The 25,963-nt window shown below is 42.3% G+C and carries 23 protein-coding genes, 1 tRNA gene and 1 pseudogene; 14 read left to right on the plus strand and 11 right to left on the minus strand.

What is annotated here, in order from left to right; translation table 11 throughout:
- Positions 1–25 precede the first annotated feature (25 nt).
- The 4 genes from BW716_RS19195 (at position 26) to BW716_RS19210 (ending at position 4,777) form a co-directional block, all read left to right on the plus strand.
- Positions 26–1,453 (plus strand): glycoside hydrolase family 28 protein, encoded by a 1,428-nt coding sequence (locus tag BW716_RS19195; protein WP_083724940.1) that lies wholly within the window; start codon positions 26–28, stop codon positions 1,451–1,453.
- Between the two features lie 28 nt (positions 1,454–1,481).
- Positions 1,482–1,949, plus strand: a complete 468-nt coding sequence (locus BW716_RS19200; RefSeq protein ID WP_083724942.1) for a hypothetical protein — start codon at positions 1,482–1,484, stop codon at positions 1,947–1,949.
- A 220-nt stretch (positions 1,950–2,169) separates the two neighbouring features.
- Positions 2,170–3,090: a family 2A encapsulin nanocompartment shell protein gene (locus BW716_RS19205; RefSeq protein ID WP_083724944.1), complete on the plus strand. Its 921-nt coding sequence runs from the start codon at positions 2,170–2,172 to the stop codon at positions 3,088–3,090.
- Positions 3,077–4,777 carry a family 2A encapsulin nanocompartment cargo protein cysteine desulfurase gene (locus BW716_RS19210; RefSeq protein WP_083724946.1) on the plus strand — a complete coding sequence of 567 codons (1,701 nt, stop codon included), beginning with the start codon at positions 3,077–3,079 and terminating at the stop codon, positions 4,775–4,777. The genes BW716_RS19205 and BW716_RS19210 overlap by 14 nt, the downstream gene beginning before the upstream one ends.
- Positions 4,778–4,860: 83 nt before the next feature.
- On the opposite strand, the gene BW716_RS19215 is transcribed toward BW716_RS19210, so the two are convergent.
- The 3 genes from BW716_RS19215 to BW716_RS19225 form a co-directional block, all read right to left on the minus strand.
- Positions 4,861–5,394: a DUF4256 domain-containing protein gene (locus BW716_RS19215; protein WP_083724948.1), complete on the minus strand. Its 534-nt coding sequence runs from the start codon at positions 5,392–5,394 to the stop codon at positions 4,861–4,863.
- A gap of 105 nt (positions 5,395–5,499) precedes the next feature.
- Complete coding sequence (locus BW716_RS19220; RefSeq protein ID WP_083724950.1) at positions 5,500–5,967, minus strand: SRPBCC domain-containing protein; 468 nt, start codon at positions 5,965–5,967, stop codon at positions 5,500–5,502.
- 76 nt (positions 5,968–6,043) lie between these two features.
- On the minus strand, positions 6,044–6,364 hold the full coding sequence (locus BW716_RS19225; protein ID WP_083724952.1) for a helix-turn-helix transcriptional regulator: 321 nt from the start codon (positions 6,362–6,364) through the stop codon (positions 6,044–6,046).
- Between the two features lie 176 nt (positions 6,365–6,540).
- Here BW716_RS19225 and BW716_RS19230 point away from each other — a divergent pair, with 176 nt between their 5' ends.
- Positions 6,541–7,494: a hypothetical protein gene (locus BW716_RS19230; RefSeq protein WP_220388791.1), complete on the plus strand. Its 954-nt coding sequence runs from the start codon at positions 6,541–6,543 to the stop codon at positions 7,492–7,494.
- Positions 7,495–7,575: 81 nt separating this feature from the next.
- Here BW716_RS19230 and BW716_RS19235 read toward each other — a convergent pair whose 3' ends face one another.
- The 6 genes from BW716_RS19235 to BW716_RS19260 form a co-directional block, all read right to left on the minus strand.
- Entirely contained in the window at positions 7,576–8,988 is a 1,413-nt protein-coding gene (locus BW716_RS19235) for a C1 family peptidase (protein ID WP_083724956.1), read from the minus strand.
- On the minus strand, positions 8,985–9,902 hold the full coding sequence (locus tag BW716_RS19240; RefSeq protein WP_143708910.1) for a hypothetical protein: 918 nt from the start codon (positions 9,900–9,902) through the stop codon (positions 8,985–8,987). Before BW716_RS19240 ends, BW716_RS19235 begins: the two co-directional genes overlap by 4 nt.
- 114 nt (positions 9,903–10,016) lie before the next feature.
- Positions 10,017–10,667 carry a response regulator transcription factor gene (locus BW716_RS19245; RefSeq protein ID WP_083724960.1) on the minus strand — a complete coding sequence of 217 codons (651 nt, stop codon included), beginning with the start codon at positions 10,665–10,667 and terminating at the stop codon, positions 10,017–10,019.
- A gap of 30 nt (positions 10,668–10,697) precedes the next feature.
- Entirely contained in the window at positions 10,698–12,527 is a 1,830-nt protein-coding gene (locus tag BW716_RS19250; RefSeq protein WP_083724962.1) for a 7TM-DISM domain-containing protein, read from the minus strand.
- Entirely contained in the window at positions 12,524–13,702 is a 1,179-nt protein-coding gene (locus BW716_RS19255) for a hypothetical protein (protein ID WP_143708911.1), read from the minus strand. Before BW716_RS19255 ends, BW716_RS19250 begins: the two co-directional genes overlap by 4 nt.
- Positions 13,703–13,866: 164 nt before the next feature.
- Positions 13,867–14,703: a hypothetical protein gene (locus tag BW716_RS19260; protein ID WP_083724965.1), complete on the minus strand. Its 837-nt coding sequence runs from the start codon at positions 14,701–14,703 to the stop codon at positions 13,867–13,869.
- A 165-nt stretch (positions 14,704–14,868) separates the two neighbouring features.
- On the opposite strand from BW716_RS19260, the gene BW716_RS19265 reads away from it, so the two are divergent.
- The 7 genes and pseudogenes from BW716_RS19265 (at position 14,869) to BW716_RS19290 (ending at position 20,953) form a co-directional block, all read left to right on the plus strand.
- The gene (locus tag BW716_RS19265) at positions 14,869–15,351 is read left to right on the plus strand and encodes an alpha/beta fold hydrolase (protein WP_083724967.1); all 483 of its coding nucleotides are present in this window, start codon (positions 14,869–14,871) and stop codon (positions 15,349–15,351) included.
- A gap of 925 nt (positions 15,352–16,276) precedes the next feature.
- On the plus strand, positions 16,277–16,516 hold the full coding sequence (locus BW716_RS19270; protein WP_083724969.1) for a hypothetical protein: 240 nt from the start codon (positions 16,277–16,279) through the stop codon (positions 16,514–16,516).
- Positions 16,517–16,518: 2 nt separating this feature from the next.
- Entirely contained in the window at positions 16,519–16,695 is a 177-nt protein-coding gene (locus BW716_RS39020) for a transposase (RefSeq protein WP_143708917.1), read from the plus strand.
- Positions 16,685–16,936, plus strand: a pseudogene (locus BW716_RS19275) (transposase); the annotation flags it as partial. The gene BW716_RS39020 and the pseudogene BW716_RS19275, both read left to right, overlap by 11 nt.
- Positions 16,937–17,276: 340 nt before the next feature.
- The gene (locus BW716_RS19280) at positions 17,277–18,071 is read left to right on the plus strand and encodes a transporter (RefSeq protein WP_083724973.1); all 795 of its coding nucleotides are present in this window, start codon (positions 17,277–17,279) and stop codon (positions 18,069–18,071) included.
- A 23-nt stretch (positions 18,072–18,094) separates the two neighbouring features.
- Positions 18,095–19,183, plus strand: a complete 1,089-nt coding sequence (locus BW716_RS19285; RefSeq protein WP_179091191.1) for a porin — start codon at positions 18,095–18,097, stop codon at positions 19,181–19,183.
- A 30-nt stretch (positions 19,184–19,213) separates the two neighbouring features.
- Positions 19,214–20,953, plus strand: coding sequence for an amidohydrolase (locus tag BW716_RS19290; RefSeq protein WP_143708912.1), 1,740 nt, complete (start codon positions 19,214–19,216; stop codon positions 20,951–20,953).
- Between the two features lie 354 nt (positions 20,954–21,307).
- Here the strand turns inward: BW716_RS19290 and BW716_RS19295 are convergent, their stop codons facing one another.
- The gene (locus tag BW716_RS19295; protein WP_083724977.1) at positions 21,308–23,029 is read right to left on the minus strand and encodes an amidohydrolase; all 1,722 of its coding nucleotides are present in this window, start codon (positions 23,027–23,029) and stop codon (positions 21,308–21,310) included.
- Positions 23,030–24,428: 1,399 nt separating this feature from the next.
- On the opposite strand from BW716_RS19295, the gene BW716_RS19300 reads away from it, so the two are divergent.
- Positions 24,429–24,743: a hypothetical protein gene (locus tag BW716_RS19300; RefSeq protein WP_143708914.1), complete on the plus strand. Its 315-nt coding sequence runs from the start codon at positions 24,429–24,431 to the stop codon at positions 24,741–24,743.
- A gap of 157 nt (positions 24,744–24,900) precedes the next feature.
- On the opposite strand, the gene BW716_RS19305 is transcribed toward BW716_RS19300, so the two are convergent.
- Positions 24,901–24,976, minus strand: a tRNA-Lys gene (locus BW716_RS19305).
- A 165-nt stretch (positions 24,977–25,141) separates the two neighbouring features.
- Here BW716_RS19305 and BW716_RS19310 point away from each other — a divergent pair.
- Positions 25,142–25,954, plus strand: a complete 813-nt coding sequence (locus BW716_RS19310; protein WP_083724981.1) for an SDR family oxidoreductase — start codon at positions 25,142–25,144, stop codon at positions 25,952–25,954.
- The last annotated feature ends 9 nt before the right edge of the window (positions 25,955–25,963 follow it).

A 25,963-nucleotide genomic window follows, 5' to 3' on the forward strand; every position in this document is an offset into this window, starting at 1 on the left:
ACAAAGACATTATATTTATTGTGTAATGAAAAGTACTGTCATATTATTGCTGGTCTTCCTGAGTGTGAAGGCCCGGGGGCAAACAGAGTTCCCTATTACCCGCTTTGGAGCAAAGTCTACGATGAATTTTGATAACGCCAATGCTATACAGCGGGCGATTGATTCCGCTACTCTTAAGGGCGGGACAGTAATGATTCCTGCGGGGATGTACCTGACTAGCCCTTTGCAGTTAAAAAGTAATGTCACATTACATTTGGATAAAGACGCCATTTTGTTCGGGAGTACGGAGCGGATGCACTACAGTGGTCCGGCGTTGATTGTGTGTAAGGGGCAGCAAAACGTGGGTATTACAGGAGAAGGAATGATTGATGGACAGGGTAGGGAGTTGGTAGAAAATACCATTCAATGCCTGCGTGAGGGGAAGATCCAGGATGAGGAGTGGTTGAAAAAAAGACCAACTGAAAAAAACAGGCCCAACCTGTTGTACTTTGAAAACTGTACGGGGGTACGGATAAAGGGGGTGACCTTAAAGAATGCTGCCTGTTGGGTGCAGAATTATAAGGAGTGTACCCATGTGGTGATAGATGGAATTAATGTAGAAAGTACGGCTTATTGGAACAATGATGGGGTAGATATTGTTGATTCAAAGGATGTAGTGATTAAGAACAGTTATTTCAATGCGGCAGACGATGCAATATGTCTGAAGTCAGAAACTGCGGCGCGGACTTGTGAGGATGTCACTGTAGAAAATTGTACGCTGCGTTCCAGTGCGAATGGGTTTAAATTAGGCACTGGATCACTGGGAGGGTTTAAGAATATTGTGGTAAAGAACATTACGGTGTTTGACACTTATCGTTCAGCGATAGCTTTGGAGGCCGTAGATGGGGGATTTATAGAGAATGTGCATATTAGTGGGGTGAATGCCACGAACACCGGCAATGCCTTGTTTATACGATTGGGGAAGCGGAATACAGATGACAGATACAGTACGGTCAATAATATTGTGATTGAAAAAGTAAAAGCGGAAATCCCGGCAGGTAAACCTGACATCGGGTATCCGCAGGAAGGGCCATTACCGAAGATGCCGATTCAATATGTACTACCGATGGTGATTGCAGGGTTGCCTGGGCATCCGGTGAAAAATGTGCAGCTCATGGATATTGAAGTGGTCTATCAGGGAGAGCGTGTAAAAGGTGCGATCAATGTAGTACCGGATAACCCGGCTGGCTATCCGGAATTCACCATGTTTGGAGACCTGCCTGCATGGGGATTGTATGTAATGCATGCGGATAGTATTCAAATGTGGAATTTTAAAGTAGACGTGCGACGTGGAGATTCCAGATCTGCATTAATGTTTGAGGATGTAAAGGCTATACTATTGAGGCATGTAAAAGTACCTGAAAAGAAGGAAATGAATACATCACATATCGAAGCGAAAACGCTATCCTTTTAAAAATTATCTTTGTCCAAAATTGATACATATGTTCGAGCAATTATCATCTCTGATCCAGCAGCACAGTCAGCAAAGCGTAGCTGACAATCCCGCAATACCAAATGAACACAACCAGGGGGTTGTGGAAGAACTGAAGAATGTCATCCTCTCTAAAGTAACAGGTCTGGTAACCAGTGGTCAGACCGACAAAATTTCTGAAATGTTATCCTCCAATGGGGACACGCCTGAAACAAAAGACATGGAGAATAACTTTGCTACCAACATCATGCAGAAGTTCGGCATCAACAGTCAGGTAGCTACCACCATCGCAGCTACACTGATTCCTGGTATCCTGAACGCACTGCGTGGACAGGGTGGCATCCAGGAGATCTTAGCCTCTCTGGGAGGCGGTGGCAGCCTGAGTGGATTAAGCAGTTTAGGTGCAAAATTTGGCCTGGATAAAGATAATGACGGTGATGTGGACCTGAATGATTTAGGCAAGATGTTTAAGTTTTAACATTTAACTAATAATAAGGTGAAACCCGCTTTGGCTCAACGCTGAAGCGGGTTTATTACTTAATATATTGGGTTGATAGACTAAGCAGGAAGATTTTTTATATCAAAGATTTACTTTAATATAGTGTCCGTATTAATTAACCACCACATGAAGAACTGATCCCACCAGTCAGTCCTGATGATCTATCTTTCTTTAATCATTTATTAAAAACGCTATCCCCATGGCAGAATCAAAGACCAGGCAGCAAACTGCTTTAGGTGATGTGGCCGCACGGCAACTGGCCATCGCCACACGTACCGTTCCTCAGATGAGTACTATTACCCCCCGGTGGCTGACCCATTTATTAAGCTGGATACCTGTAGAATCCGGGATCTATCGCCTGAACAGGGTGAAAGATGCTACCCAGGTAGAAGTAGACTGTGGTGGTCGTGACGAACGTACACTTCCTCAAACATTCGTCGACTACATCGAGGATGCAAGAGAGTATATGTTGACAGCGGTGAACACAGTACTGGATGTACACACCCGTGTGTCAGATCTGTATAGTAAACCTTATAACCAGATCAGTGAACAATTACGTTTGACGATTGAGGCAATCAAAGAACGTCAGGAAAGCGAATTAATCAACAACAAGGAGTACGGTCTGTTGAGCAGTATTGCGCCTTCACAGCGCATCAAAACCCGTACAGGTGCACCGACACCGGATGATATGGATGACCTGCTTGTAAAGGTGTGGAAAGAGCCGGGTTTCTTTCTGACACATCCGCTTACCATTGCAGCATTTGGCAGGGAATGTACCCGCAGGGGTGTACCGCCGCCAACAGTTTCCCTTTTTGGTTCGCAATTTATTACATGGAGAGGGGTGCCACTGATTCCTTCTGATAAAGTACCGGTAGAGAAAGGTAAGTCCAAGATCCTCCTGATCCGCACTGGTGAGAGCAGGCAGGGTGTGGTGGGGCTGTACCAGCCTAACTTGCCGGGCGAACAGTCACCGGGATTATCCGTAAGATTTATGGGTATCAATGAGCGTGCGATCGCTTCATATTTGGTATCACTGTATTGTTCGCTGGCAGTATTGGTAGATGACGCCATAGCTGTACTTGAAGACGTAGAAATCGGTAAATATCATGAGTACAAGTAATCCAATAGAAACTGCGTTCCTTGAGCAACTGGCGAATCAGTATTTCCAGGCGCAACCGGGGCAACAGCCAGTATCTTCATCACATAATGATATCCTGCTGCAACATGGGGAGACCGTTAATATGGCGGAGCCTCAGACCAGTTTGCATGATCCGCATTTTCCGGGTGGCAGGGGGCCGATACCGGCTTCTGTGGCGGGGAGTGGGAAGTCTCCTTCTGCGCAGCAGTTAGGGGAGGATCCGAAGATTGGAGGGCTGGGGAGCCAGGTGAATACTTCTACGCTTACTTCTACAGGCGGGGGTAGAACGCCTTCTTCATTGCCGTTGGAGCATGAGAATACGTTTGAGGAGCAGTTACAGGCGGCGTTGAAGGGAATATCGCAGTATGTGCCGACGGGACAGTTGCCTTTTGCCGACTCTTCTTATTATTTCATGCCATCTGATGGCCAGTCTATTACTGCCGCTGCGCCTTTTGATGTGAACAGGGTGAAAGCAGATTTCCCCATTCTCAATCAATATGTAAACGGCCGTCCGCTGATCTGGCTGGACAATGCTGCGACAACGCAGAAACCCAGGCACGTGATTGAAAGACTCAGCTATTTCTATGAGCATGAGAATTCCAATATTCACCGCGGGGCGCACACATTAGCTGCAAGAGCCACAGATGCATACGAAGAAGCCCGCAAAAAGGTACAGCTCTTTCTGAATGCAGGTAGTCCGAACGAAATTGTATTCGTACGTGGTACCACAGAAGCCATCAACCTGGTAGCAAATAGCTGGGGTGATCAAAACATCAAAGCTGGCGATGAGATTGTAGTGACTCATTTGGAGCACCATGCGAACATCGTTCCCTGGCAGCAGCTGGCAGCCAGAAAAGGAGCCATATTGAAAGTTGCGCCTGTAGATGAAGATGGGCAAATCATACTGGAAGAATATGCACGTTTATTAGGCCCGAAAACCAAACTTGTATCCTTCACGCAGGTGAGCAATGCGTTGGGTACTGTAACGCCTGCGAAGCAGATGACAGACCTTGCACACCAGGCAGGAGCGAAAGTATTAATAGACGGAGCTCAATCCGTATCGCACATGAAAGCGGATGTGCGCTATCTGGATGCCGACTGGTTTGCATTTTCAGGGCATAAGGTATTTGGTCCTACGGGAATCGGTGTATTATATGGCAAGGAAGCTTTACTGAATGAAACCCAACCCTGGCAGGGTGGGGGAAACATGATCAGTGATGTGACCTTTGAACATACTAAATACCAACCGGCACCTGCCCGTTTTGAGGCAGGTACGGGGAATATAGCCGATGCAGTAGGATTGGGTGCTGCAATTGATTATGTAAACAGTATAGGCATAGAGGTAATACACCAGTACGAGCATTATTTATTGCAATATGCTACGCGGTTACTCAAGGATATTCCTGGATTGAGATTGATCGGTACGGCGCCGGATAAGGCAGGCGTGCTATCGTTTGTATTACAGGGATTCCGTACAGAGGAAGTGGGGACGGCGTTAAGCAATAATGGTATCGCTGTACGTTCCGGCCATCACTGTGCGCAGCCGATACTGCGGCGGTTTGGGTTAGAGAGTAGTGTGCGACCGTCATTGGCGTTTTATAATACCTGTACGGATATTGATGCATTGGTAAATACAGTAAGGAAATTAAGAAGCGCCTCTCCTTTGTGAGGCGTTTCTTTTATAGTTTTAAGGAGAGGTGGTTGTATGGTTTTGATTAGCTAAGGATTGCGAAGTAGGATCTGGGAGGGAATTTACACTTTCAACGATCCCCTAAACCCCCTTGCAGCATAATAAGATTGCGCCCCATTATGATAAACAAACACCTGATCATATCTGCGATCCCCAAAGATTGCCCCACCTAATTTTCTGATAGCAGCTGGCGTAACCAGCCAACTGGAAGTTTTCAGATCAAACGCCCCCAATTCCTGCAGCCCCCTATACTCCTCCTCAGTTAGCAACTCTATCCCTATTGCCGCCGCCATCTCAGTAGCACTATCCGCTGGCTTTGCTTCCTTTCTTTCATCCAGCGCCTGCTGATCATAACACACACTTCTGCGGCCTTTAGGGCTTTCTGGCGAACAATCTACGAAAGTATATTCCCCTGTTTTTTTATCAAATGCAATCACATCCGGCTCTCCGCCAGTTTCCTCCATAATACCGAGAACTTTTAATTTCTTTGGACTGGCAATTAGTTTTGCTTCTACCTTTGCCCATTCAATTTCTTTGTGGCGATTTGCATGTTTTTCAAAACGGGCTTTTAATATTTTCAGCAGTTCAGTACTCATACGGTTATTTTAATTTTTTTACAACTTTCTATGATTGATTGAGTGCAATGTTTAGACCTTTTTTGAAAGGGAATTTCAGCATGCCTGATATCGATACTTTTATCGTTATTTTAATTTGTTAACGACTTCCTGTAAGCGATTATGTGCCATATTTAAACCTTGTCTGAAAGGCAATTTCAGCATCTGGTCTCTCAATGCTCCCGATCTATATATAATCTGCATAGTGAGTTTGCTGTTATCTTCATCCAGGGCCTCAAATTCAAGGAATTCCAGTTGCACATCAAAAGGTGCATTCCCCATTTCGAAAGTGCGGGTAATTTTTTTATTCGGCACAAACTCGTGATAAACACCACTTGCCGTGAAGACGATTTTACCTTCCCCATCGCTGGTATCAAACTGCCAGCTACCGGATTTTTTATTTTCCAGTTTTACAACTTTTGTGTTCATCCATTGGGCTACAATATCAGCATCTTCATATGCCTTGAATAACAGTTCTACAGGCAGTTCAAACTCCCTCGTAATGGTGAGTTGCTGTTGACCTTCTTCAGCGTGGATTTTAGTCTTCAGTTCCATTTATTTCTATTTGCAGGTTTCGTAATATCATCCCTTTTATCCTCCTTTACGGAAAGTACATTAAGGAATGGGTGACCTATTTCTTCTTGTAGTTTTTCATAATATCCTCCAACTTATTGAACCTGTCATCCCATAGTTTCCGGAATGGTTCAATAAAATCAGCAATCTCTTTCATCTTATTTGGGTTCAGGTGATAGTAAATTTCCCTGCCATTTTGCTGTTGTTCAAGCAACTCACATTCAGTTAGAATCGCCAGGTGTTTTGACACGGTAGGTCGCGCAGTATTGAAGTTTGCGGCAATAGATCCGGCAGTCATCGCCTGTGACGCCACCAGCATTAGAATAGCCCTCCTGGTCGGGTCCGCAATGGCCTGAAACACGTCTCTTCTGATTATCATGGGTGAAGGTATTTGTGTACAAATATATGTGTAGTCATTTAACTACACAAATATATTTTTAATGAAAACAAATGACCCAGACCGCATCAAATACCTCTACAATAGAAGGTCTGAAAATCCCGGATTATACTCAGCCAATTCAATTGTGGTCTGATGTTTGTCGTTAAAATAGCATTATGAGAAAACCTAACTTAACCATTTCTTTTTGGGCCCTATACACGTTAGCCTTTACTGTTGTCCTACCGATGATCATTTATTATTCTTCAGTTGATGGTTCTGAAGTGCCCGAAGATCCTACCAACTTCACTTACATCTCCATTGGTATTGCAATTGTAGGATGGATATTACTGCTTGCTTTTTACGGGCGATTTTACGTGAAGACTGTCTTCGCCAACAAGTCAGAAATCTTAAAGAATGCTAAAGAAGGTACTACCATCATCGCCACTGTGAAAAATAAAGTGCAGGAAGGCGTGATCAAACAAACAGCTGTGCTACAACTCCGGCTCGCATTTACAAACCTCGCTGGCACCCCTGTAGAAGCAGGTTATCAGCTGATGGACAGTAAGCCTGCTGAAAGAAGATATGAAAAAGGTAGTCAGATTGAATTGAGCGTGAATATGAAAAAAAAAGCAGGACTGGTCGTACCCAAAGGTATACAGGTAATCCGCAATGTACCGATGGTATACCTCTATACATTTATATTCCTGGTGTTGATTGGGGTAGCCGTGTATTATCCTGTGTCTGCGGACTGGCGCTATTTTGTGCTGCCACATCCATGGACGCTAATCCCCCTGATTAACCTGGGTACAGCACTCTTTATTGGATTTCTGATTGGTATGATCGGTAAAGTGTCAGGCGCTTCCAAAAACGCTGTGCGAATGGTCATGTACGGCGTGAAGGCACAGGGCGAGATCACAAGTTACAATCAAACAGGTTTGTATATTAATGAGCAACCCCAGGTTGCATTTAATATTGAGTTTACTGATAAGCAGGGGATTCGGCATAGCATGGTGACAAAGAAAATAGTGTCACTACTGGAAACACATAAGCTGGGCACAGGCCCTGTGGAGATTATGTACCTGCCGGAGGCACCTGAGACGGTGGTGTTCTATGAAGACCTGAGTTTATAATCAATCTGGCACTCATTTAAGTGAGACAGAACAGGAAAAATTATTTAAAAATAACCTTCGGCCCAAACCGAAGGTTATTGACTACGACCGGGTTTTCCTCCATTGTCGGAAAGCCCACACGCCTAATGGTATCAGGGAAAGCAGAACAGTTAATAATTTCCAGTTTACGCTGTCATTGTTATCATTGGTGTTGGACATCATCCGATATTTCCCCTCCCAATTCACAAACTCTTTCAGCATTCTTTTATCCCCTTCCGTCAGGTTCTTTTTACTTTTCAGATAGCTGTAATTCTCCCGCAGCATCGAATCAATCCCTTTGATATTCTCATCTACAACACCACTATCAATCTTCATGTTCATATGAACCGGTCTTACCTTGTTATTCGTAAAATCAGAATAGATCGTCACCAGAGAATCCGATATATAAAACTGCTTCTGCTCGCCTTCCTGCAAATATCCCTTGTAGGGATGATTAGATGTAGAATCAAAAATACTGAATGAAACACTTGCATTCATCCTGTTCAGATTCATCGAGAAATTATCAAAAGCAATGAATGAGTTATCCGGTAATTTTAAACTCATATGTTTACGGTGCTTAATAGTCGAATCCATGGCGAACGGTATAGCGGCGATGCCTCTATCAGGGACGAGCTTCTCTGCTGTATAAGCTTCCACCGTCCGGTCCAGTAGTTTCTTGTAGGGTATCCACACAAATCCTTTATTCCCCCAGTCTGCTCCCCATGAGTTCATTAGTTTGAAATACTGTTGATCGTACCCTACCACCAGCATGGCGTGGTACTCCCATTTATCCCGCTGTGCCGGGTTCCAGATAAACTTTCGGGTGGTATCCGCATTTTTCCCATCATCATACAAACTTTCCGAAGTATAGACCCCGATAATCACCGGGTACCCACTTTGCACCTGCACTTTAAAATCATATTCCGATTTTGTGATCCGCTGAAAGCGGTACCCTTTATGTTTGCTTGCACCATCAATGCTGGCCGTCGTTACACCGCCCTTGCACCCATCCTGCACCGAATGATAGGGAAAATCGGCCCATTGACAATTACCTTTGTTCATAATGATGTGAAACGCATCTTTGAACAAAATACCCCGCTGACAATCAGTGGGAATGACCTGCTGCTTCAGGTAATTGTAAATGAACGCAGGACTATACACTTTTCTTGGATCAGGGATACCCTGAGAGATGCCATAATCCTGCAACCCTGCATGCGCTCTTTCATAGTAGCTGAACAGGTTATACCCCAATGCCCACGACACACAGGATCCCTGTTTTCCCTGATCACCAGCGGGAGGCAGCACTGGTTCCATATCCACTGCCAGCCGGAGTTCCACCTTGCGTCCGGAAGAGGCAGCAAGCGGAAACTCTTTGAGTGAATCCGGTTCGGGTAGTAGTAGTCCTCCTGGTACATCAGGTGGCGTGCAGGCCGTCATGCAAATTGACAGTATGAGTGCAATGATCAACTTTTTCATCTTGCTGCGTTTCTGCTTCTTGCAGCTGCTCCTGGTGCGAGGCTGAGATTAGAAAGATTAAGTGTTTTCCTGAACCCAAGTGTGAGAATACGATCGTTAGGAAATCCCTTGAAATCATTTCTGTTTGTCAGGCATCTCCATTCCAGGAATAATACATTGCTTTTATCATTACCGTCCACATCTGTATTGGCTTCATGCGAAGTATTGAAATAGGTTTCGAATACCACCGTCACATAAGAAATCCGGCTCTTCTCTGTATTGAATACCTTTTTAAAACTCTCTTCTGATTCCGATGTCAGGTTATGCCATGCCCAGGTATGTTGTATCCCTATCTGAAAATGATCATCATACCGGAAGCCCATACCACAGCGAACGTTATACTGTGCGATAATCCGGCCTGAGTCCTGGAAATTAGTGTTCAGTTTTAATGCGAAATTCACGGGATAGAGAATAAAATGCCCGTTACCATTTTCATTGAACGTAAAAAAGTTGTTGATGTTGATACCCGCAATGCCAGGCAGCATGAGGGCAGGGAGATAGTTGGCCGAATCCTTCACGTCTATTTGTCCGGCTGAATAAGGATTAATGGCTAGTTCCCATTTAGCCCGGCCCCAGAATGCTTTTCCGATTGTCTTGATCCATCCGTAGTTGATAACGGGAGTAAGATTGGAGAGGTTGTTTTTTCCACTGGAAAAGTTGTAGCTCAGTAAAGGGGTGAGTACGCTTTTGGTATCGTCGTCATCGTCTGATACTTCTACAGCTGCTGGTGCAGAAGGGGTGTAAACCGCCGCTGGAACAGTATCGGTTGGGGTAGTGGGAAGAGTATCCCTTAAGGAATGAAAGGCCGGTATTGCCGAAATGCTGTTGCAAAGAGCGAAGGAGACCAGTGCTGTGAATAGAGATTTTACAAACATGATCATAAGTTTAGTAAAGAATAAAACATTGCTTTACCAAAACTAACCCGGACGCATGTCTGTAACAATGGGATTAAAGACGGAAATGAGGAGGGTGTTTTTCCCGTAATAGGGTTATAACTGCACGATATTATTTCTAATAGCAAACATTACCAGACCCACCCGGGTATTCAGGTTGAGCTTTTTGCACAGGGCTTCCCGGTAACCGTCTACCGTACGCTCGCTCACGAACATTTCTGCCGCAATCTGTTGATAGGTTTTCTCACTACAAGCTAAACGGAGAAACTGCAGTTCACGATCTGTCAATTTCGCGAATGCCTTCAGGTCACTTTTATCATCTGCCAATGCATGGATGCTGTTCATCACTTTGCGTGTGATCAGTTCATTATAGAAATAACCCTGTCGTATTACTTCGTCAAATGCCAGTTTCAGTTCTGCAGGATCTGCATCTTTCAGCACATAGCCTTTCGCGCCGTGCTTGATCATTTTTATGATGGCCGTGTCAGCGTCCATTGTACTTAGGGCCAGCACTTTGATGTCGGGGTAATTATCCCGAAGCCATCCGGCTGTTTCATACCCATCCATATTGGGCATTACAATGTCAAGTAATACGATATGAGGTAGGTGCTCCTCCTGAAGCTGTCGCTGCAGGTCTTTCCCATCAGCTGCGTCCAGCATCACTTCGTAACCGGGAAACATATTTATCAATACGGACAATGCTTTTCGTATCATCACCTGGTCGTCTACAATAGCGATCTTTTTCATTTATTGATAGGGCGTTTTAATCTTCATGAGTTATTGAAATGGTGTTTTGATCTGAATAATGGTACCTTTCCCTGGATGACTCACAATGTATGCTTCACCTCCAATCAGTGTCGCGCGACTAAACATGTTATGCAATCCTAGTCCCTGGTTTTGCTGTAATGTCGCTTCTTTATCGAACCCTTCGCCATTATCTTCAATCTCTACCAAAAATAAAGTACCCGTATAATCCAACCGGATATGGACGGTTGAAGCCTTCGCATGTTTAATAGCATTCTGGATACCTTCCTGCACCATGCGATAAAGTACCAGTTTACGCTGATTATCAATTTCCCGTTCTGAGCCATTGATAGAAAGCTCAAGACGTGTAAATCCCGTACGATTGATATGTTGCACCTGACTGGCGATCGTTTCACCAAGGCTGTTATTCTGTATATAATAACTATTAAGGCTTTTGGCAATATTTCGCAAATCAGTCATCGCTCTGCCAAGATTATCTCTCAGTTCAATGATCATAGGGCCATTCTTGGCTTCCTGCTGATCCATAATATTGACCTGTATCCGGGCAAGGCTCAGGAATTGCCCCACATTATCATGTATTTCCTGACTAATGGCAGTGAATGTTTCTTCCTGGATTTCCAGCCGTGTAGTCAGGATCTCCTGTCTGAAATTTTGTTCCATTTTCTCTATCTGGTTTTTCATCTCAAACTGCCGAAGGTTATCTTCCCGCTTTTCCCGCTGGAATCGTTTCGCAACAAGAATCGCCAGGAGAAAACCTTCCAGGAAAATGGCCGTAGAAACATAACTTACCGGGAATATATGTTGGGGCGCCCCGGTCTGTATATACACAGCTTCCACGAGAATGAGTATAAACCACAAGGCATAGAACCCTGAAAAGTAGTATCCCAGCGGGTTCCCGGATCGTCCCTCTTTCAACCCGACCACACTCGCGATCACAAATACATACAATGCAAAAACCTGATTCGCCAGTAAAACCGGCAGCAGAGGCAGGAAGGAGAGCACCACCAGATAAATCAGGAAGAATGCCGCACTGTACAATGCTACCCCATAAAGGTCCGGATGCCTGTTACGCAGCTCAAAGAAAGAGATGCAAAAGAGTAAAAGCGCGATCATGTCCAGTACCGGTACGATGCTGTACCAGAACATCATCGGGATCCGGGGAAAGAAGTAGATGGCGTAACCCTCCATGACCGTTGCAGAGGTCATCAGGTAAAAGAAGATGAGAATAGAATAATACAGGAAATAGTTTTTCTTCAGGGCGGCGAACAGGAAGAGGTTCACGATCACTGCTAATAGCAGGATGCCTGCATAGATCCCATAATCCATTTTTTGCCGTGCAGCTTGCAGCTCCCATTGTTTAAGGGTAATGAGTTGCACAGGTGTAGCATGGATCAATGGGCGCATGCGGATATATACCGGGCCATTCGAACGGGGAAAGGGAATGACCTGGTTATGGTCCAGTACAGGCTTTGCCGTAAACGGAACTTCGTATCCACTCCTGATCGGCTGCCAATGCCCCTCTGCGTCGGTATAGTATAATGTAAGGTCGGATATGAACGCCTGTTCATAGGATAATAACAGACTATCAGCTGTATTGTTCCGTACAAACAGGCGAAGCCATATCACTTTATCCGTAAAACCGAAATGAAGCACTGGTTGTCCCGTAGGATGCCAAACTGAAGTAATCACATCTTCTATCCGCAACTTACCCGTGCTATCTTCCATAAATTGCATCGCCGGGGCAACGGACAATGTCTCGTCGCCCCGCGACCATTGCACGGTTTGTCCGCCAGCGGGTAAGCACCAATGGATGCAGCTTATCAGTATAAGCAGGTATTTCATTCGTTATCCCCCATTGTGAACGGCAATTTTATATTCATTACAAAAGACATCGTAATCACCCATATAAAGCAGTAAATACCGAACGGCACATACCCCAGGTAGCCTAACAAAGGCATATTGAAAATATGGAAGAAATTCACAAAAGGAATACAGTAATCCCAGTAACCCGGGTTAAAAGAACCGCCATGGAACCGTACGGCTATGGCCTGGAAATAACTCAGTCTGTTCCAGCATTCCACACAAAGTCCCTGTATGACCCATACGGTAGAAAAAACAATCAGCGGATTCCTGTCACCCTGTTCCCTGATAGCACGGAAAGGCGTCCATTTTCCCAGCAAGCCCAGTACAATAATCAGGATGGTGAGTGGCCCCAGCCAGAAGGCGTAGAACAGACTATCCGGTGCGAATACCATACTGAAAAGCAACCCGGCTGCTACAATCAGAATAATGATACGCGCAGTCAGCGACCATTTCACCTTTCGGCCCTGCCGGTAACCGGCGTTGATGCGCGGGAAGGTCAGCAGCAGGTGGTACCACTCAAATGCCATGGGAATAAATGCTGAGGAACCTATAATGGCGTAGAGCAGGAATTCATCCCGTGTCACTATCTCCGCATGCGGATAGAACCAGTTGATGTTGATGAAAAAATTGAAATACTCGAAGATGAGCCATCCTGAAATGGAGAGCATCCCCATGGCAAAAAGTTCTGCCATTCCATTTTTCATCAAGGATTTACCCCCATTGCGGGCGTAGACCATGCCATCCAGCATAAAGATGAAGCCCCACCATAGGGGCAATAATGCCCAGTTCAACAGCCATTTAGGTCCGCTGAGTTTTGCGGCGAATATGACTATGATCGCACCCCACAAAATCAGTCCCAGCCAGAACCACCATGGTAAGCGTGTTTTTGGGGGGCGTGGCGGTGGTGTGGTAGCAGGTCGTATCCCATAAATACGTGGGAAGAAGACGAGTAACAGGTAAGCGATGAACAATAAGGAGGTAATGACAATCACCAGGTAATTCTTATCTGGTTTTACCGTGGCTACCTTTGCAGGAAAATAAAAGAAATCCGGTGGGAGTTCTCCTCCTTCGCGGAGTAGCAGGGCTACATAAGGGGTGTAGAAAATGATGACCAGGGTCAATAATAGGTACCCGACTTTGCGACTATGACTCATAGATTCAGTAGTTATTGAGGTTATGCTTGCAAGCTACACATTACACTGTTGCGCGAAAAGGTGAAAAAAAACATGGGGGAGGGGTATTTTCCCCGGGTTGAATTTTGTGTTCGAAATGCTACAGGTTGATCGTCCCGGGACTAAGCATTTATTTACAGTGCGCTTTATATCAAACCTGAAGAGTTGGGAGATTTTTCATGCTGGGGCGTCTCATATCCATATCCTTTTTCATTATCGACCCATACTCTCTCCTGGGTCGGATAAGGAATTCCTTTGACTTCCTCAGCTATCTGTAGTTTAAATTGTTCATCAGTGCCCCGGTAGCCGTCTTGGATTAGCTTTGTCCAGCTATACACGTCCAGCTTCTCTTTTTCATGCCATTCAGGAAAGCGCCTGACAGAATCTTTATAGAGCTCCCACAGGTTTTGCTGGAATTGCTCTTCTGCTTTCTTTTTTTTTGCTTCTTCCTGTTCAGCCTTGGGACGTTCTTGTACATATTGCTGTAACGCGTTATAGTTTACATTGAAATACTGATGACAAATCCAGTTAGCCCAGGTCCATTTATCCTGTAGCTCCCATGCAGGGCTTTTGCCTCTTGATTCCATGCTGCTTTTCAGGGGGACACAATCATCAGTGTAGAAGAAGTGGTCGCCTTCGCGATTGGTAAAGTGAAATTCGTTGTATAGCATCCATTTTTGTACGGGAGGGTTACCATTGGCAGGCAATTGAAAGCTATGGCTCCATTTTTCCTGGTTAATAGGGAAGATGGTGAGGTGCCAATCAGGATAGCCCAGCTGTTGCAGGCCCTGTACCATCATCCACCTGGACTTAGCGGAGGCGCTCACCACGGCTTCAGGGCTTACTGCATATGTAAGGCTTTTTGTGAGCTGTACTACAGGCTTATTTACCGTTGCAGCAGGCCGGGAAATACCTGCAGAAGAGGTATTATTGGCCGAAGCTCTGTTAGCAGGCTGCGTTGTGCGAAGAGAGGTAACGTGCATGGCATTTTAAGAGTTGTTAGATTGAATATACGGTAAATATCTTAGTGTTTTTTGTACTGGGTGTATACTTCTAATGTTTTCTATTAATCGACCTGAAGACTTATAAGCTGACCCATCAGGATATCGGTTAGATGGATATTATGTATGTATTTATGAAGTGTAGATTTGAAGAAAGGATTTGCCCTTACCTCGGGCACGGCAGAAGAATTCGCCAGGCAGCCTACTTATTATGTGCTGGATCTGGATAAAACAATGCCGGAGTCAGTTGCTCCCTACATGCCGTCACAGAATGAAATAGACGCTTGTAAATGGCTTCCGGATAATGAAATAGATTTCTATACCCAGGAGTTTAAACGTACCGGTTTCCAGGGCGGATTAAACTGGTACCGTTGTACCACGAGCGGATTAAATAGGTCTGACCTCGAACTTTTTTCGGGTCACACCATAGATGTACCCTCCTGCTTTATTTCAGGGGTCGCTGACTGGGCAACATTTCGTCCGCCAGGCGCATTAGAACAGATGCAGCGCAAGGCCTGTACAAAAATGCAAAGCTTTCACATCATTGAAGGTGCGGGTCACTGGTTGCAACAGGAACAACCTGAACAACTCACCGAATTGATTGTCGATTTTTTGCAGCACGCAAAATAGACGACATCTGATAATAGTATAAATAAGTGGTGCTTACCCAAACGCCTTCAACTCATTCAAAATAAAGAATGGAACCATGTTCAGCTGGTAGTTTCCGGTTGGCAAATGAGTGTATGTAAATGATATGACTGAACCGGTTTTGGAAATACCAGGATTGGAAAGTAATACTGTAAACCTGATGGCATCAATGAATACAGCGGCAAAGATAAAGTCTATAAATATCTATTCCGGAATGCCGGGAAGTGTATACTTATTAGCTTATATGCCTCATTACAAAAATAACTGTTGCCAATGATCATGAAAAATATTGGAATATTGTTCTAATGTTATTCTCAGTTAACACTACAATGAGACTCGAACCTCGCTACAGGTTGATAATAAATAATGTGAATGAAAGCACCAAAAATCAGAAAGCTCCAAGTTCTTGAACTTGAAGCTTTCTGATTTTTGGTGACCCCAGGTATCGGACACTCGAACCAGATAGTTAATGAATTAACTGCTCTTAATATTAACAGGAAACAATGAGTTAACATAATATGCGAAAGGTTCGAGGATGCGCTTGGGGTGTAAAATTAAGTCAAGGCTACTTTAAGTCGGCTACCTGATATCGAAGGCCTATAAATGGGGAATAGCTATGGTGCTTTTTCACATAACTCATCAAATGTCTTCATTCTTTCCGCAATATCGTCAGATCCTTCCCCATGGAATCATCCTTATAGTATTTCAACTTTCTGTCGATCGTGCCACTATTTTCTTCTGATTGATACTTTCGACTCACATCAGTAGAACTAATTACAAAAACGTGAACGTGAATAGGGGTGTTAAGATAACCGAGTAAAGGTTAAAGATGCTATGCAGAGGCTGCTGTACTGATATGCTAGTAGTCTGTGATTAATATCTTACCTTTGAATTAACCAGTTATCTTATGGACAAGTTACAGCAGACAATTCAAGAGGAACCGGCCTACCGTTTGAAAAACGGTAAAATCAACTCCAGCAAAGAGTTCTCCGATCTTTTTCATGAAATGTACCGTTTGCATATACAGAAAATACTCAAAGCTAAAATCGATGAACATTTAGGTTACGAAAAACATGCACCAGAAGGTGTAGAGCACCCAACAGCCGCAATGGGTAAAGTAAGAAGAAGTAAAAATCAAATCCGGTAGAAATTCCCTTAGAAGTTCCAATAGATAGAGATGTCAGTATTCAACCCAAGTTGGTACCCAAGCGTAGCCGTGTAATGCTTGAAATAGAAGATAATATATTGTCTTTTTATAATCATGGTATGACTGTCCATGACATTGAAACTCACGCCGGGGTAACTATATGGCGTAGAAATGAGTGAAGCCACAATATCTCACATAACAGACCGCGTAATCGGTCATATTCACCAATGGAAGAATAGACGCCTGGAAAAGGTATATATGGTAGTTTGGAGGGATGCTATCGTATTTAAGGTGCGCCAGGAGGGTAAAGTCATAGATAAGTCAGTACAGATTGCATTAGGCCTTAATAATAATGGTCGTAAGGAAATACCAGGGATGTGGATCTGCCAAAATAAAAGTGCTGCGTTTCGGGATGAGTGAGTTGACTCATCTAAATGCTCATGGAGTAGAAGCTATTGATCACAAGTACAGATAATCTGAAAAGCTTTGTCGAAGCGATCAAGTTTATGTATCCCCATACAACAACTCGAACCCGAAATATACCAAGGTCAGAAGCAAATTACCTGGTGACCAGGCAGCCGAAAAAGTGGTTTATCTCAGCCTGATGCAGACTCAAAAAATTGGACTATGCCTCAAAAGACTGGCACATTATGTTAACACAGTTTATTAAAAACTGTTTGGTCAGGAGCGATGCCACTTAAAGATATGAGCTGGATAGACAGCCTACACAGTTATCTTAACACTCTCAAAATATAATAAAATGGAAAAGAAAATATTACTATCAATTGGTATTATCTGTCTCCAATCAATATCTGTATCCGGCCAAAGCGAAACTGAAGACTTAGCAAAAAAATTAGCCAATCCTATAGCATCCTTAATTTCTTTGCCTTTGCAAAATAATATAGATTATGGTATTGGTAGTTTTAAGGGATCACGATATACTTTGAACATTCAGCCAGTAATTCCTTTATCACTAAGCCAGAGCATAAATTTAATTACTAGAGTTATTGTTCCTGTTGTATCCCAATACAACATTTCCGGAATGGGTGCGCACGAGTCTGGATTGTCAGACATTGTTGCGAGCGCATTTTTCTCTCCTAAAAAACTGAAAAACGGATTTACCTGGGGAGCAGGTCCTGTATTGCTCTTTCCAACAGGGACCAATGATTTTTTGACTGCTAACAAGTTTGGTATTGGTCCAACAGTAGTTGCACTTAAACAATCTGGCGGCTTGACTTATGGTTCTTTGATTAATCAAATTTGGAGCTTAGCTAGAAATGATGAACGCCCAAATATAAATCAGATGTTTGTTAATCCATTTATAAGTTTCAATTGGAAATCCGGTGCTGGTTTGACAGCTCAACTCGAATGGACTCAAAATTGGACGGAAAACAGTACAACCTTATATTTTGAACCGATGTTTTCAGGGCTTACTTCTTTTGGGTCCCAAAAAGTAAGTCTTTCAATCGGTCCAAGAATCAATTTAGCAGCACCAGAAGGAACGGAAAGTAAATTTGGAATAAGAGCCGGAATGGCATTGCTGTTTCCAAAATGAATATAAAAACCAAAATGTTGGCTATGAAAAAATGGCTTTCACTTCTACTTGTTGTTTTAAGTTTACAACTTAAAGCACAAAACACAAAAATATCAGATTCCATTTCGTTTTATGGAATGATTCGCGTTCAACTGGGGCTTTTTGACAATAAAATACAACTTCAGGAAAATTCCCCAAGAATAGGTATCTATTTGAACCGAAAAATTGATGACCAATGGTCTGTAAACGGAAAAATTGAAATGGGACTTCATTTTATTGATGGTGTCAATTTCAATAACGATGCAAATTCGAGCATTGAATTTGTTTCAAATCCCTTTTCCAAAGCAGAGGTTTTAAGTCCTCGTTTGGCTTATGTGGCCATTCAACAAAAAAAATGGGGGGTACTATCAATTGGAAAACAATGGGGAGTTTATTACGACATCGGTGCTTATACCGATAATTTTTCGCTCTTTGGCGGTGCAGCCCACGGGATCTATGCAGGAGGTACCGACGGTGGCTGGAAAGGAACTGGTAGAGCCGATAATAGCATACAATACCGCAATAGATGGGGAGATTTGCAAACAGGTATTCAAACTCAATTATTCGGAGATACGGAATCCTTTGGTATCTCGGTACAGTACGATATCAATAAAAATTTAACCATTGGAACTACATATAACACGGTTAAAATTCAACCTAAAATACAGGAATTTATTAAGGGAATCGGGAAAAATTCAAGCAATTTCCTGGCGGGTATGAAATACAGTAGTAGTAAATACTATGGCGCAGCGACTTTTTCGGTTAATGATGATGCCATTGCCAAAAAAGACAGTGCAACTGTGATTTCTGCCCCTACCAATGGCTATGAACTTTCTCTCGGTTACATTCCCAACAGTAAGTGGGCTTTTGAAGGTGGTCTTAACATTATAGATTCCAAAGAAGCGACTATATTAAACAATAACAATTATCGATTAATGCATTTTATTTTAGGAGCCAACTATTTTATTACGCCAGCAACCAGGGTGTATCTATTAAGTCGCTATAGCCATTCCGATTATGCTCAACAAAAAGATGATTACAATGTATTGGTACTCGGATTTCGATACAACATCGATTTTGGGAAAAAATTTTGATAAATATTAATTCAATATAATTAAACAGTTATGAAAAAAATTTCCCTGGCCATTTTTGTAGTAATCCTACTATTGGTTTCCTACAAAACATACGAAAAAAGTACTACACGTAGGAAAGAAAATAGTGCATCCGTATATTATAATGGTGACATTCTAACTATGGAAGGCCAAAACGCTAATTATGCAGAAGCAGTGGTCGTGAAAGACGCAAAAATTACATTCACAGGACATAAGGCGGAAGCGATAAAACAGGCCGGAGAAGGATATGTCCTGGTCGATTTAGAAGGGAAAACGATGATGCCCGGATTTGTGGAACCTCATGTACATCCATCCATTGCAGCTTCTATCTTACCAAATGAAATTATTGCTCCTTACGATTGGGTACTGCCAACAGAAACCCAAAAAGGAGTTATTGGACACGATGCCTACATCAAGGCATTGACGGAATCGATTCAAAAAAATGCTAAGGCAGGTGAAGTATACTGGATTTGGGGATACCATCAATTATGGCACGGTGATTTAAATAGAGATATGTTAAATAAAATTTCTCCCGATAAACCCATTGCAGTATTACATCGTTCCTTTCACGAGGTATTTTTGAACGACAAATCAATAGAATTAATGAAAATTAAAAAAGCAGATTTTAAAGGAAACCCCCAGGTAGAATGGGAAAGAGGTCACTTTTTTGAAGGCGGATGGTTAGGATTAGTTCCAAAAATTGCACAATGGTTCATAGTGCCCTCCAGATATTCCAAAGGTTTGGTATTAATGACTCAGCTTATCCGGAAAAATGGCATAACAACAATAGCTGAACCTGGTTTTCCAAGTTCTGATTTTAATATGGAATATAGTTTACTCAAAAAGGAAATGGATAAGAATCCACCTTATTCTGTATACCTCATTCCTAGCGGTACCCAGTTGTATAGTATGAAAGGGAATAGTAATGAAAAGGCAGAAGCGTATATGGAAGAATTACCTGCAAAATATAATACAACAAACATTATGTTTTTACCTAAACAAGTAAAACTTTTTTCTGATGGCGCAATCTACTCACAATTGATGCGTATGGAAGGTGGTTACACCGATGGACACCAAGGCGAATGGATGACTCCTTTGGATTTATTGAAAGTACAAGTGAAATTTTACTGGGATGCGGGTTATAAAATTCATGTGCACGCCAATGGTGACCAAGGTATTCAGCAAGTACTGGATTATGTGACCGAGAATGAAAAGAATAATCCGCGAAAAGACCATCGATTCACCCTACATCACATGGGCTATTTCTCCGACAAACAAGCACAGGAAGTAAAAGACTTGGGCATTGAAGCATCTGTTAACCCTTATTATTTGTGGGCTTTGGCTGATAAATATTCCGAAAAAGGATTAGGAAAAGAGAGAGGGGAGAATTTAGTTCGAATCAAATCATTGACCAGCCGGGGAGTTCCGGTATCTTTCCACTCGGATTTTGCAATGGCTCCAATTGAACCATTAACACTGGCCTGGACCGCAGTCAACAGAGTTACATCACAGAATAGTAGATTTTCACAAGACCAACGAATCGATACTTACCTGGCTTTGAAAGGCATCACGATTACCGCAGCAAGAACATTGGATTTAGAAAATGAAATAGGTTCCATAAAAACAGGAAAAACTGCGGATTTTACTATCCTTTCCGAAAATCCCTTAAAAATTGATCCTTTAAAGATTAAAGATATTAAAGTTATTGGAACTGTTTATCACGGCAAACGATTTGATAATACTAAACAATAATTATAAACTATAAATAAATAAAGTGACCTTAGGTACGATCACTATGCTCTCGTGGACGACCTTTGCCGTCTGAACGAATAGCAGCGGGTGGTATTAATGGGGATATCAAAGACCATTGCTCATCTGTAAGATATTTTCGTCTGGTTGCCATGTAGCAAAGATCTGAATATTTGTCTTTCTTAGCAATAGCGGAGATCCAAGCGTCAAACAGGAAAGTAAAAGGATAAACAAAATTTTGTGGTGATAGAAATGAAATTGTGAATAGGTTCTTTTATTCAATTATGCTACAAATAAGAGTAACAAGAATACTGATTAGCTAAATCCTTCTAATCTAATCAGTATTCCTTTTTCAAGCTATATCTTTTTTTTGTAAATGGATTTACCTTCTTTTATGGTTTCCAATACTTGAATCTTAATGATTTCTTTAGGTTCCACTTTTAAAGGGTTTTTATCAAGTATAGTAAAATCTGCAAGTTTCCCCTTTTCAATTGAGCCTTTCTTATCTTGTTCAAAGTATTGATAAGCGGCCCATGAAGTGATGGAACGTAATGCATCGTAAGGACTGATTCTCTCATCAGGGCCTATAATATCTCCTGAACGACTAATTCTATTTACTACAGAATACATGATCATTATACTGCTTGGTAAGGCAACAGGAGCATCATGATGCTCTGTGAATATCATCCCTTTTTTAAGTGCTGTTTGCGCAGGAGAAATTTTGTACGCCCGATCTTTTCCCAAGGTTACATCTCTATGCCAGTCTCCCCAATAATAAGTGTGCATCCCGAAAAAAGAAGGAATGATTTTTAAAACTTTCATGGAATCTAACTGATCAAAGCGTGCCGTTTGCGCATGAACTGCTACGTTTCTTCTGTCGCCATTTCCATATCTATTTACAGCCTCACGAATAGCCCTGATATATTCGTCAAGTGATGCGTCACCATTGCAATGTGCCAATATCTGCCAGTTATGCGCAAAGGCAGTGTCTACAAGTGCGTGTACATCAGATTCGAGAGGAAAAGCGGGATAGCCAACATAATCCTTCTTTTGTCCGGCAGGTGGCTTAAAATAAGGCTTCGTAAGCCATGCGGTACGACCTTGCGGAGAGCCATCTAATGACAATTTAATTCCTGCTATTCTTACGTGATTTGTATATTCCTTTTGTACACCATGTACTTGCATATAAGGTAACTGTGATTGAAGGTCAGGATAGCAGGCCACATCAACAGTTAGCTTGCCTTGCTTACCCAGACTTAACCAGGTATCACAGACTGCCTTGGTAGCCCTGCCTTCTTGCACAGTTGTATAGCCAAAACGGGTATAGGCATCTACACCGGCTAAAGCAATTTTTTCATTGGCATCCTTATCCAATTTAGCCATTACTGAAAATAATGGCCCGAAAAATGCCATTTCTTCTAACACACCGTTAGGTTCCTTCGTGCCTGTCTTTCTTCTGATCACTCCACCCGCTGGATCTTTAGTATTGGCATTGTAGCCTGTTAACTCCAGGGCTTTGTGGTTCATTACACCCAAATGGCCGGATTGATGAATAATTAATACAGGCGATTCTGTTGACACTTTATCCAAATCGTCAGCAGTTGGATGAACTTGCTCTTTTAATTGTGCGTCATCGTATCCAAACCCTATTATCCATTTATATTTGCCTAAGGCTTTAGGATTTTTAGTTTTCCACTCATTTAATAGTTGAATCAGCGTTGGAATATCGTTTCCCGTTCCATCCGGAGCAGGTAATAAATTTGCCGATACGGCCTGAATACCTGCATTAAATGCGTGGCCATGTGCATCGATAAAACCAGGAACAAGGGTTTTTCCTTCTAAATCAATTTGAGTAGCATTGGTTTCCAACTTCTCTGCTTCTGCTTTGGCACCCACAAAAGAAATCTCACCATCTTTTATAAGTACCGCTTCAGCGTAAGTAGCCGTATCATCAGCTACAGTAATGATGTCACCATTGAAATAAATTGTAGACTTAGATGTCTCATTAGAATAAGGGTTTTTGCGATTGCAACTAAACAAAATCCCTGAAATAAAAATCAGTAGGAGTAGTTTTTTCATAGTGGTTATTTTTAGAATGAAAGTTCATATTAATTGTTTATCCAGTAATTGTCTTGCCGGTTTTACAGTTAAATATCTACACACTATATATGAGGATTGGTCCTCACCCAGAAATAAAAAAACTAGTTTAAGCCGCTTTTTCACAAACACATTTTTGCTATCTAATTCAAATTCATCGGGAGAAACATATCCTGGATATGAGTGTTTTGTATTTATTTTGTGGAAGCCTTCTATATAAAAGAAATGTGGCTACGGACTTATTTAGTGCTGGTGAGCGCACCTGATGGATAGATCGACGCGTCTTTTAAAGATGAAAATAAACATTAAGCTACAGAGTTATCCCAGCAATTACCCTTTATGCCCATACTGCTTTATAAATTGAATATGGGGATTGCCATAAGTCTTTAGAGAATCAAAATATGTTGTTCTAACCAAAGAGGTTAATTTCCGCTTACGGTGTTCCAGCTTTCTGGATTCAACTTTCTGCGAGCTATAGTATGCACTGATACTAAAACAAAAGACCACCACAAAGCCCGTGTACGAAACAGCCCAGACAACTTCTTAATCGCAAAGTATCTCTCCCGGAGTGATCTATAAAGATTTCAGCAGCTTTTTTAGTATCCCGACTTCTTCCATTAGCCTCGCATTGTCCTTTTGCAATTTGACCATATCCTGATCAGTTGGCTTTCCCTGACCCGGAAAGGGCTTTTCCGAATGTTGTTACAACTGATTCTTCTGTTTATAAAGCGTATTAGGTGAACTCTAAAAGCCTAAGCTAATTGTGTTATGCTGGATTTGGCAGCTAAATGAAGAGCTTTTTCTTTGAACTAGCTACTATAAATCGTTCTCTTTTAGATATTTACTAATTAAGATTTTTACATCTTAACATAGTGCCCGTCAAACTAGGGTATATTAGGTAAGCTTCGTATAACTGTATCTTTCGAAATCAAATTCATTCGGGGCGAGCATATTCCAAAGATAACAAATTCAAATTAACATCTGATCAAGGTCTAAGCTACATCTTACAATTGAGAAACTAATTTATACTCTCTCTTAAATAGGAGCCTTATACTCCCAAAACTGAAGTGTGACAACAACAGTATGTAACCATATTTTTGCTTCAACCTTTTGTAGCTGTTCAGTTGAGTATATAGTTATGCTGGCTCTATTTCTTAGAACCTTTTCAGTTGTATACTTTTCTTAACTGATTTTTTGTACTTGGGATAACAGGCTATCATTAACGCTGGGCAATAGGGTGCCCCCAGAGCGTTGACCGTTAGACATAACGCAATGAATAGCCTTGTGAAGAGGTGTTGCTTCATGTGCTAAGGATTATACAGGAATGTTAGAATTTGGGATGTACTCAGAGATAAAGTATATCCCTCTTTTTCAGCTCCAATTGAGAAAGCTATTTACAACCGTCAACGCAGAAAGAGAGGAAACAGCTAAACATCTTAAAGCAAGGCTTACAGAACTGGAAGAAAAGATCGAAAGGCTGGAAGAACGTTATGTTGAGGATAAAATCACAGAAGAGCTGTATAAAAAGTTTGCCGGTAAATATGGAGCAGAACGTAAAAAGTTACCGGAGGATTTACAATCGTCCCCGATAAACGCCTCGAACCTCGAAAAATACATCGAATTTGCTACTCAACAAGTCATAGAACCCGCGTTGGTATGGAATCATAACAATTACATAGAAAAACAAAGATTCTAGAAAACGATATTTCCTGAAGGCATCTATTATAACAAGGAAAATGTCCAACCTCGAACCACAAAAATAAATCCATTATTCGCGCTCGTTGCAGACCTGACGGGCACTTCATATAAAGAAGAAACCCGACCTTTTGAGACTATTCTCAAGAAGTCGGGTTTGGTGATCCCGTTGGGACTCGAACCCAAGACCCATACATTAAAAGTGTATTGCTCTACCAACTGAGCTACGGAATCATAGCCCCATTCGTTATTGGGAGTGCAAAGATAGGAATTATTTAATATCTCCCAACTTTTTGACAACTTTTTTTAAAACATACTCACAATTTTACCCGCTCTTCACAAACAAAATCTCATATTATCCAATATCCCACTTATTTTTGTGATTGCTAAAAATTTCTAATGCAACAACCTTTCGAAAACAAAGTAGCCGTTATCACCGGCGGAACTTCCGGTATAGGAAAAGCCATCGCAATTGACCTCCTTCGCTCCGGCGCCAAAGTCGCTGTATGTGGCCGCAAGCAGGACGCCCTGCAGGCTTTAAGCGATGAGCTGAAAACAAATACCCTGTTTACCTATGTCGCCGATGTGAGTAAAGAGGATGATTGTAAAGCTTTTATTGGACAAACTATTGCCCATTTCGGTAAAATAGATATCCTCATCAACAATGCCGGTATATCTATGCGCGCCCTCTTCAATGGTGTCAATTTGTCTGTGTTAAAACAACTAATGGATATCAATTTCTGGGGAACCGTGTATTGTACAAATTATGCATTACCTTCCATCCTCGAAAATAAAGGAACCATCGTCGGCGTATCTTCCATCGCCGGTTACCGTGGCCTTCCCGGCAGAACCGGTTACTCTGCCAGCAAGTTCGCCATGCAGGGCTTCCTGGAATCGCTGAGAACAGAACTCCTGCATACAGGCGTAAACGTAATGTGGGTATGCCCGGGCTTTACTGCCTCCAATATCCGCAACACGGCACTGAACGAAAAAGGTAACGTACAGGGCGAAACACCCCTTGATGAAGGAAAACTCATGACCGCCGAAGCCGTTGCTTCAGCTATCAATAAATCGATTGCTAAACGTAAACGTACATTGGTATTGACAGGACAGGGAAAACTGACCGTGTTACTGAGTAAACTACTACCCGGATTCCTGGATGGAATGGTGTACAACCACTTTAAGAAAGAACCAAATTCTCCTTTAAAATAATTGACATTC

Source organism: [Flexibacter] sp. ATCC 35208 (assembly GCF_001975825.1).
GTDB lineage: Bacteria > Bacteroidota > Bacteroidia > Chitinophagales > Chitinophagaceae > Chitinophaga.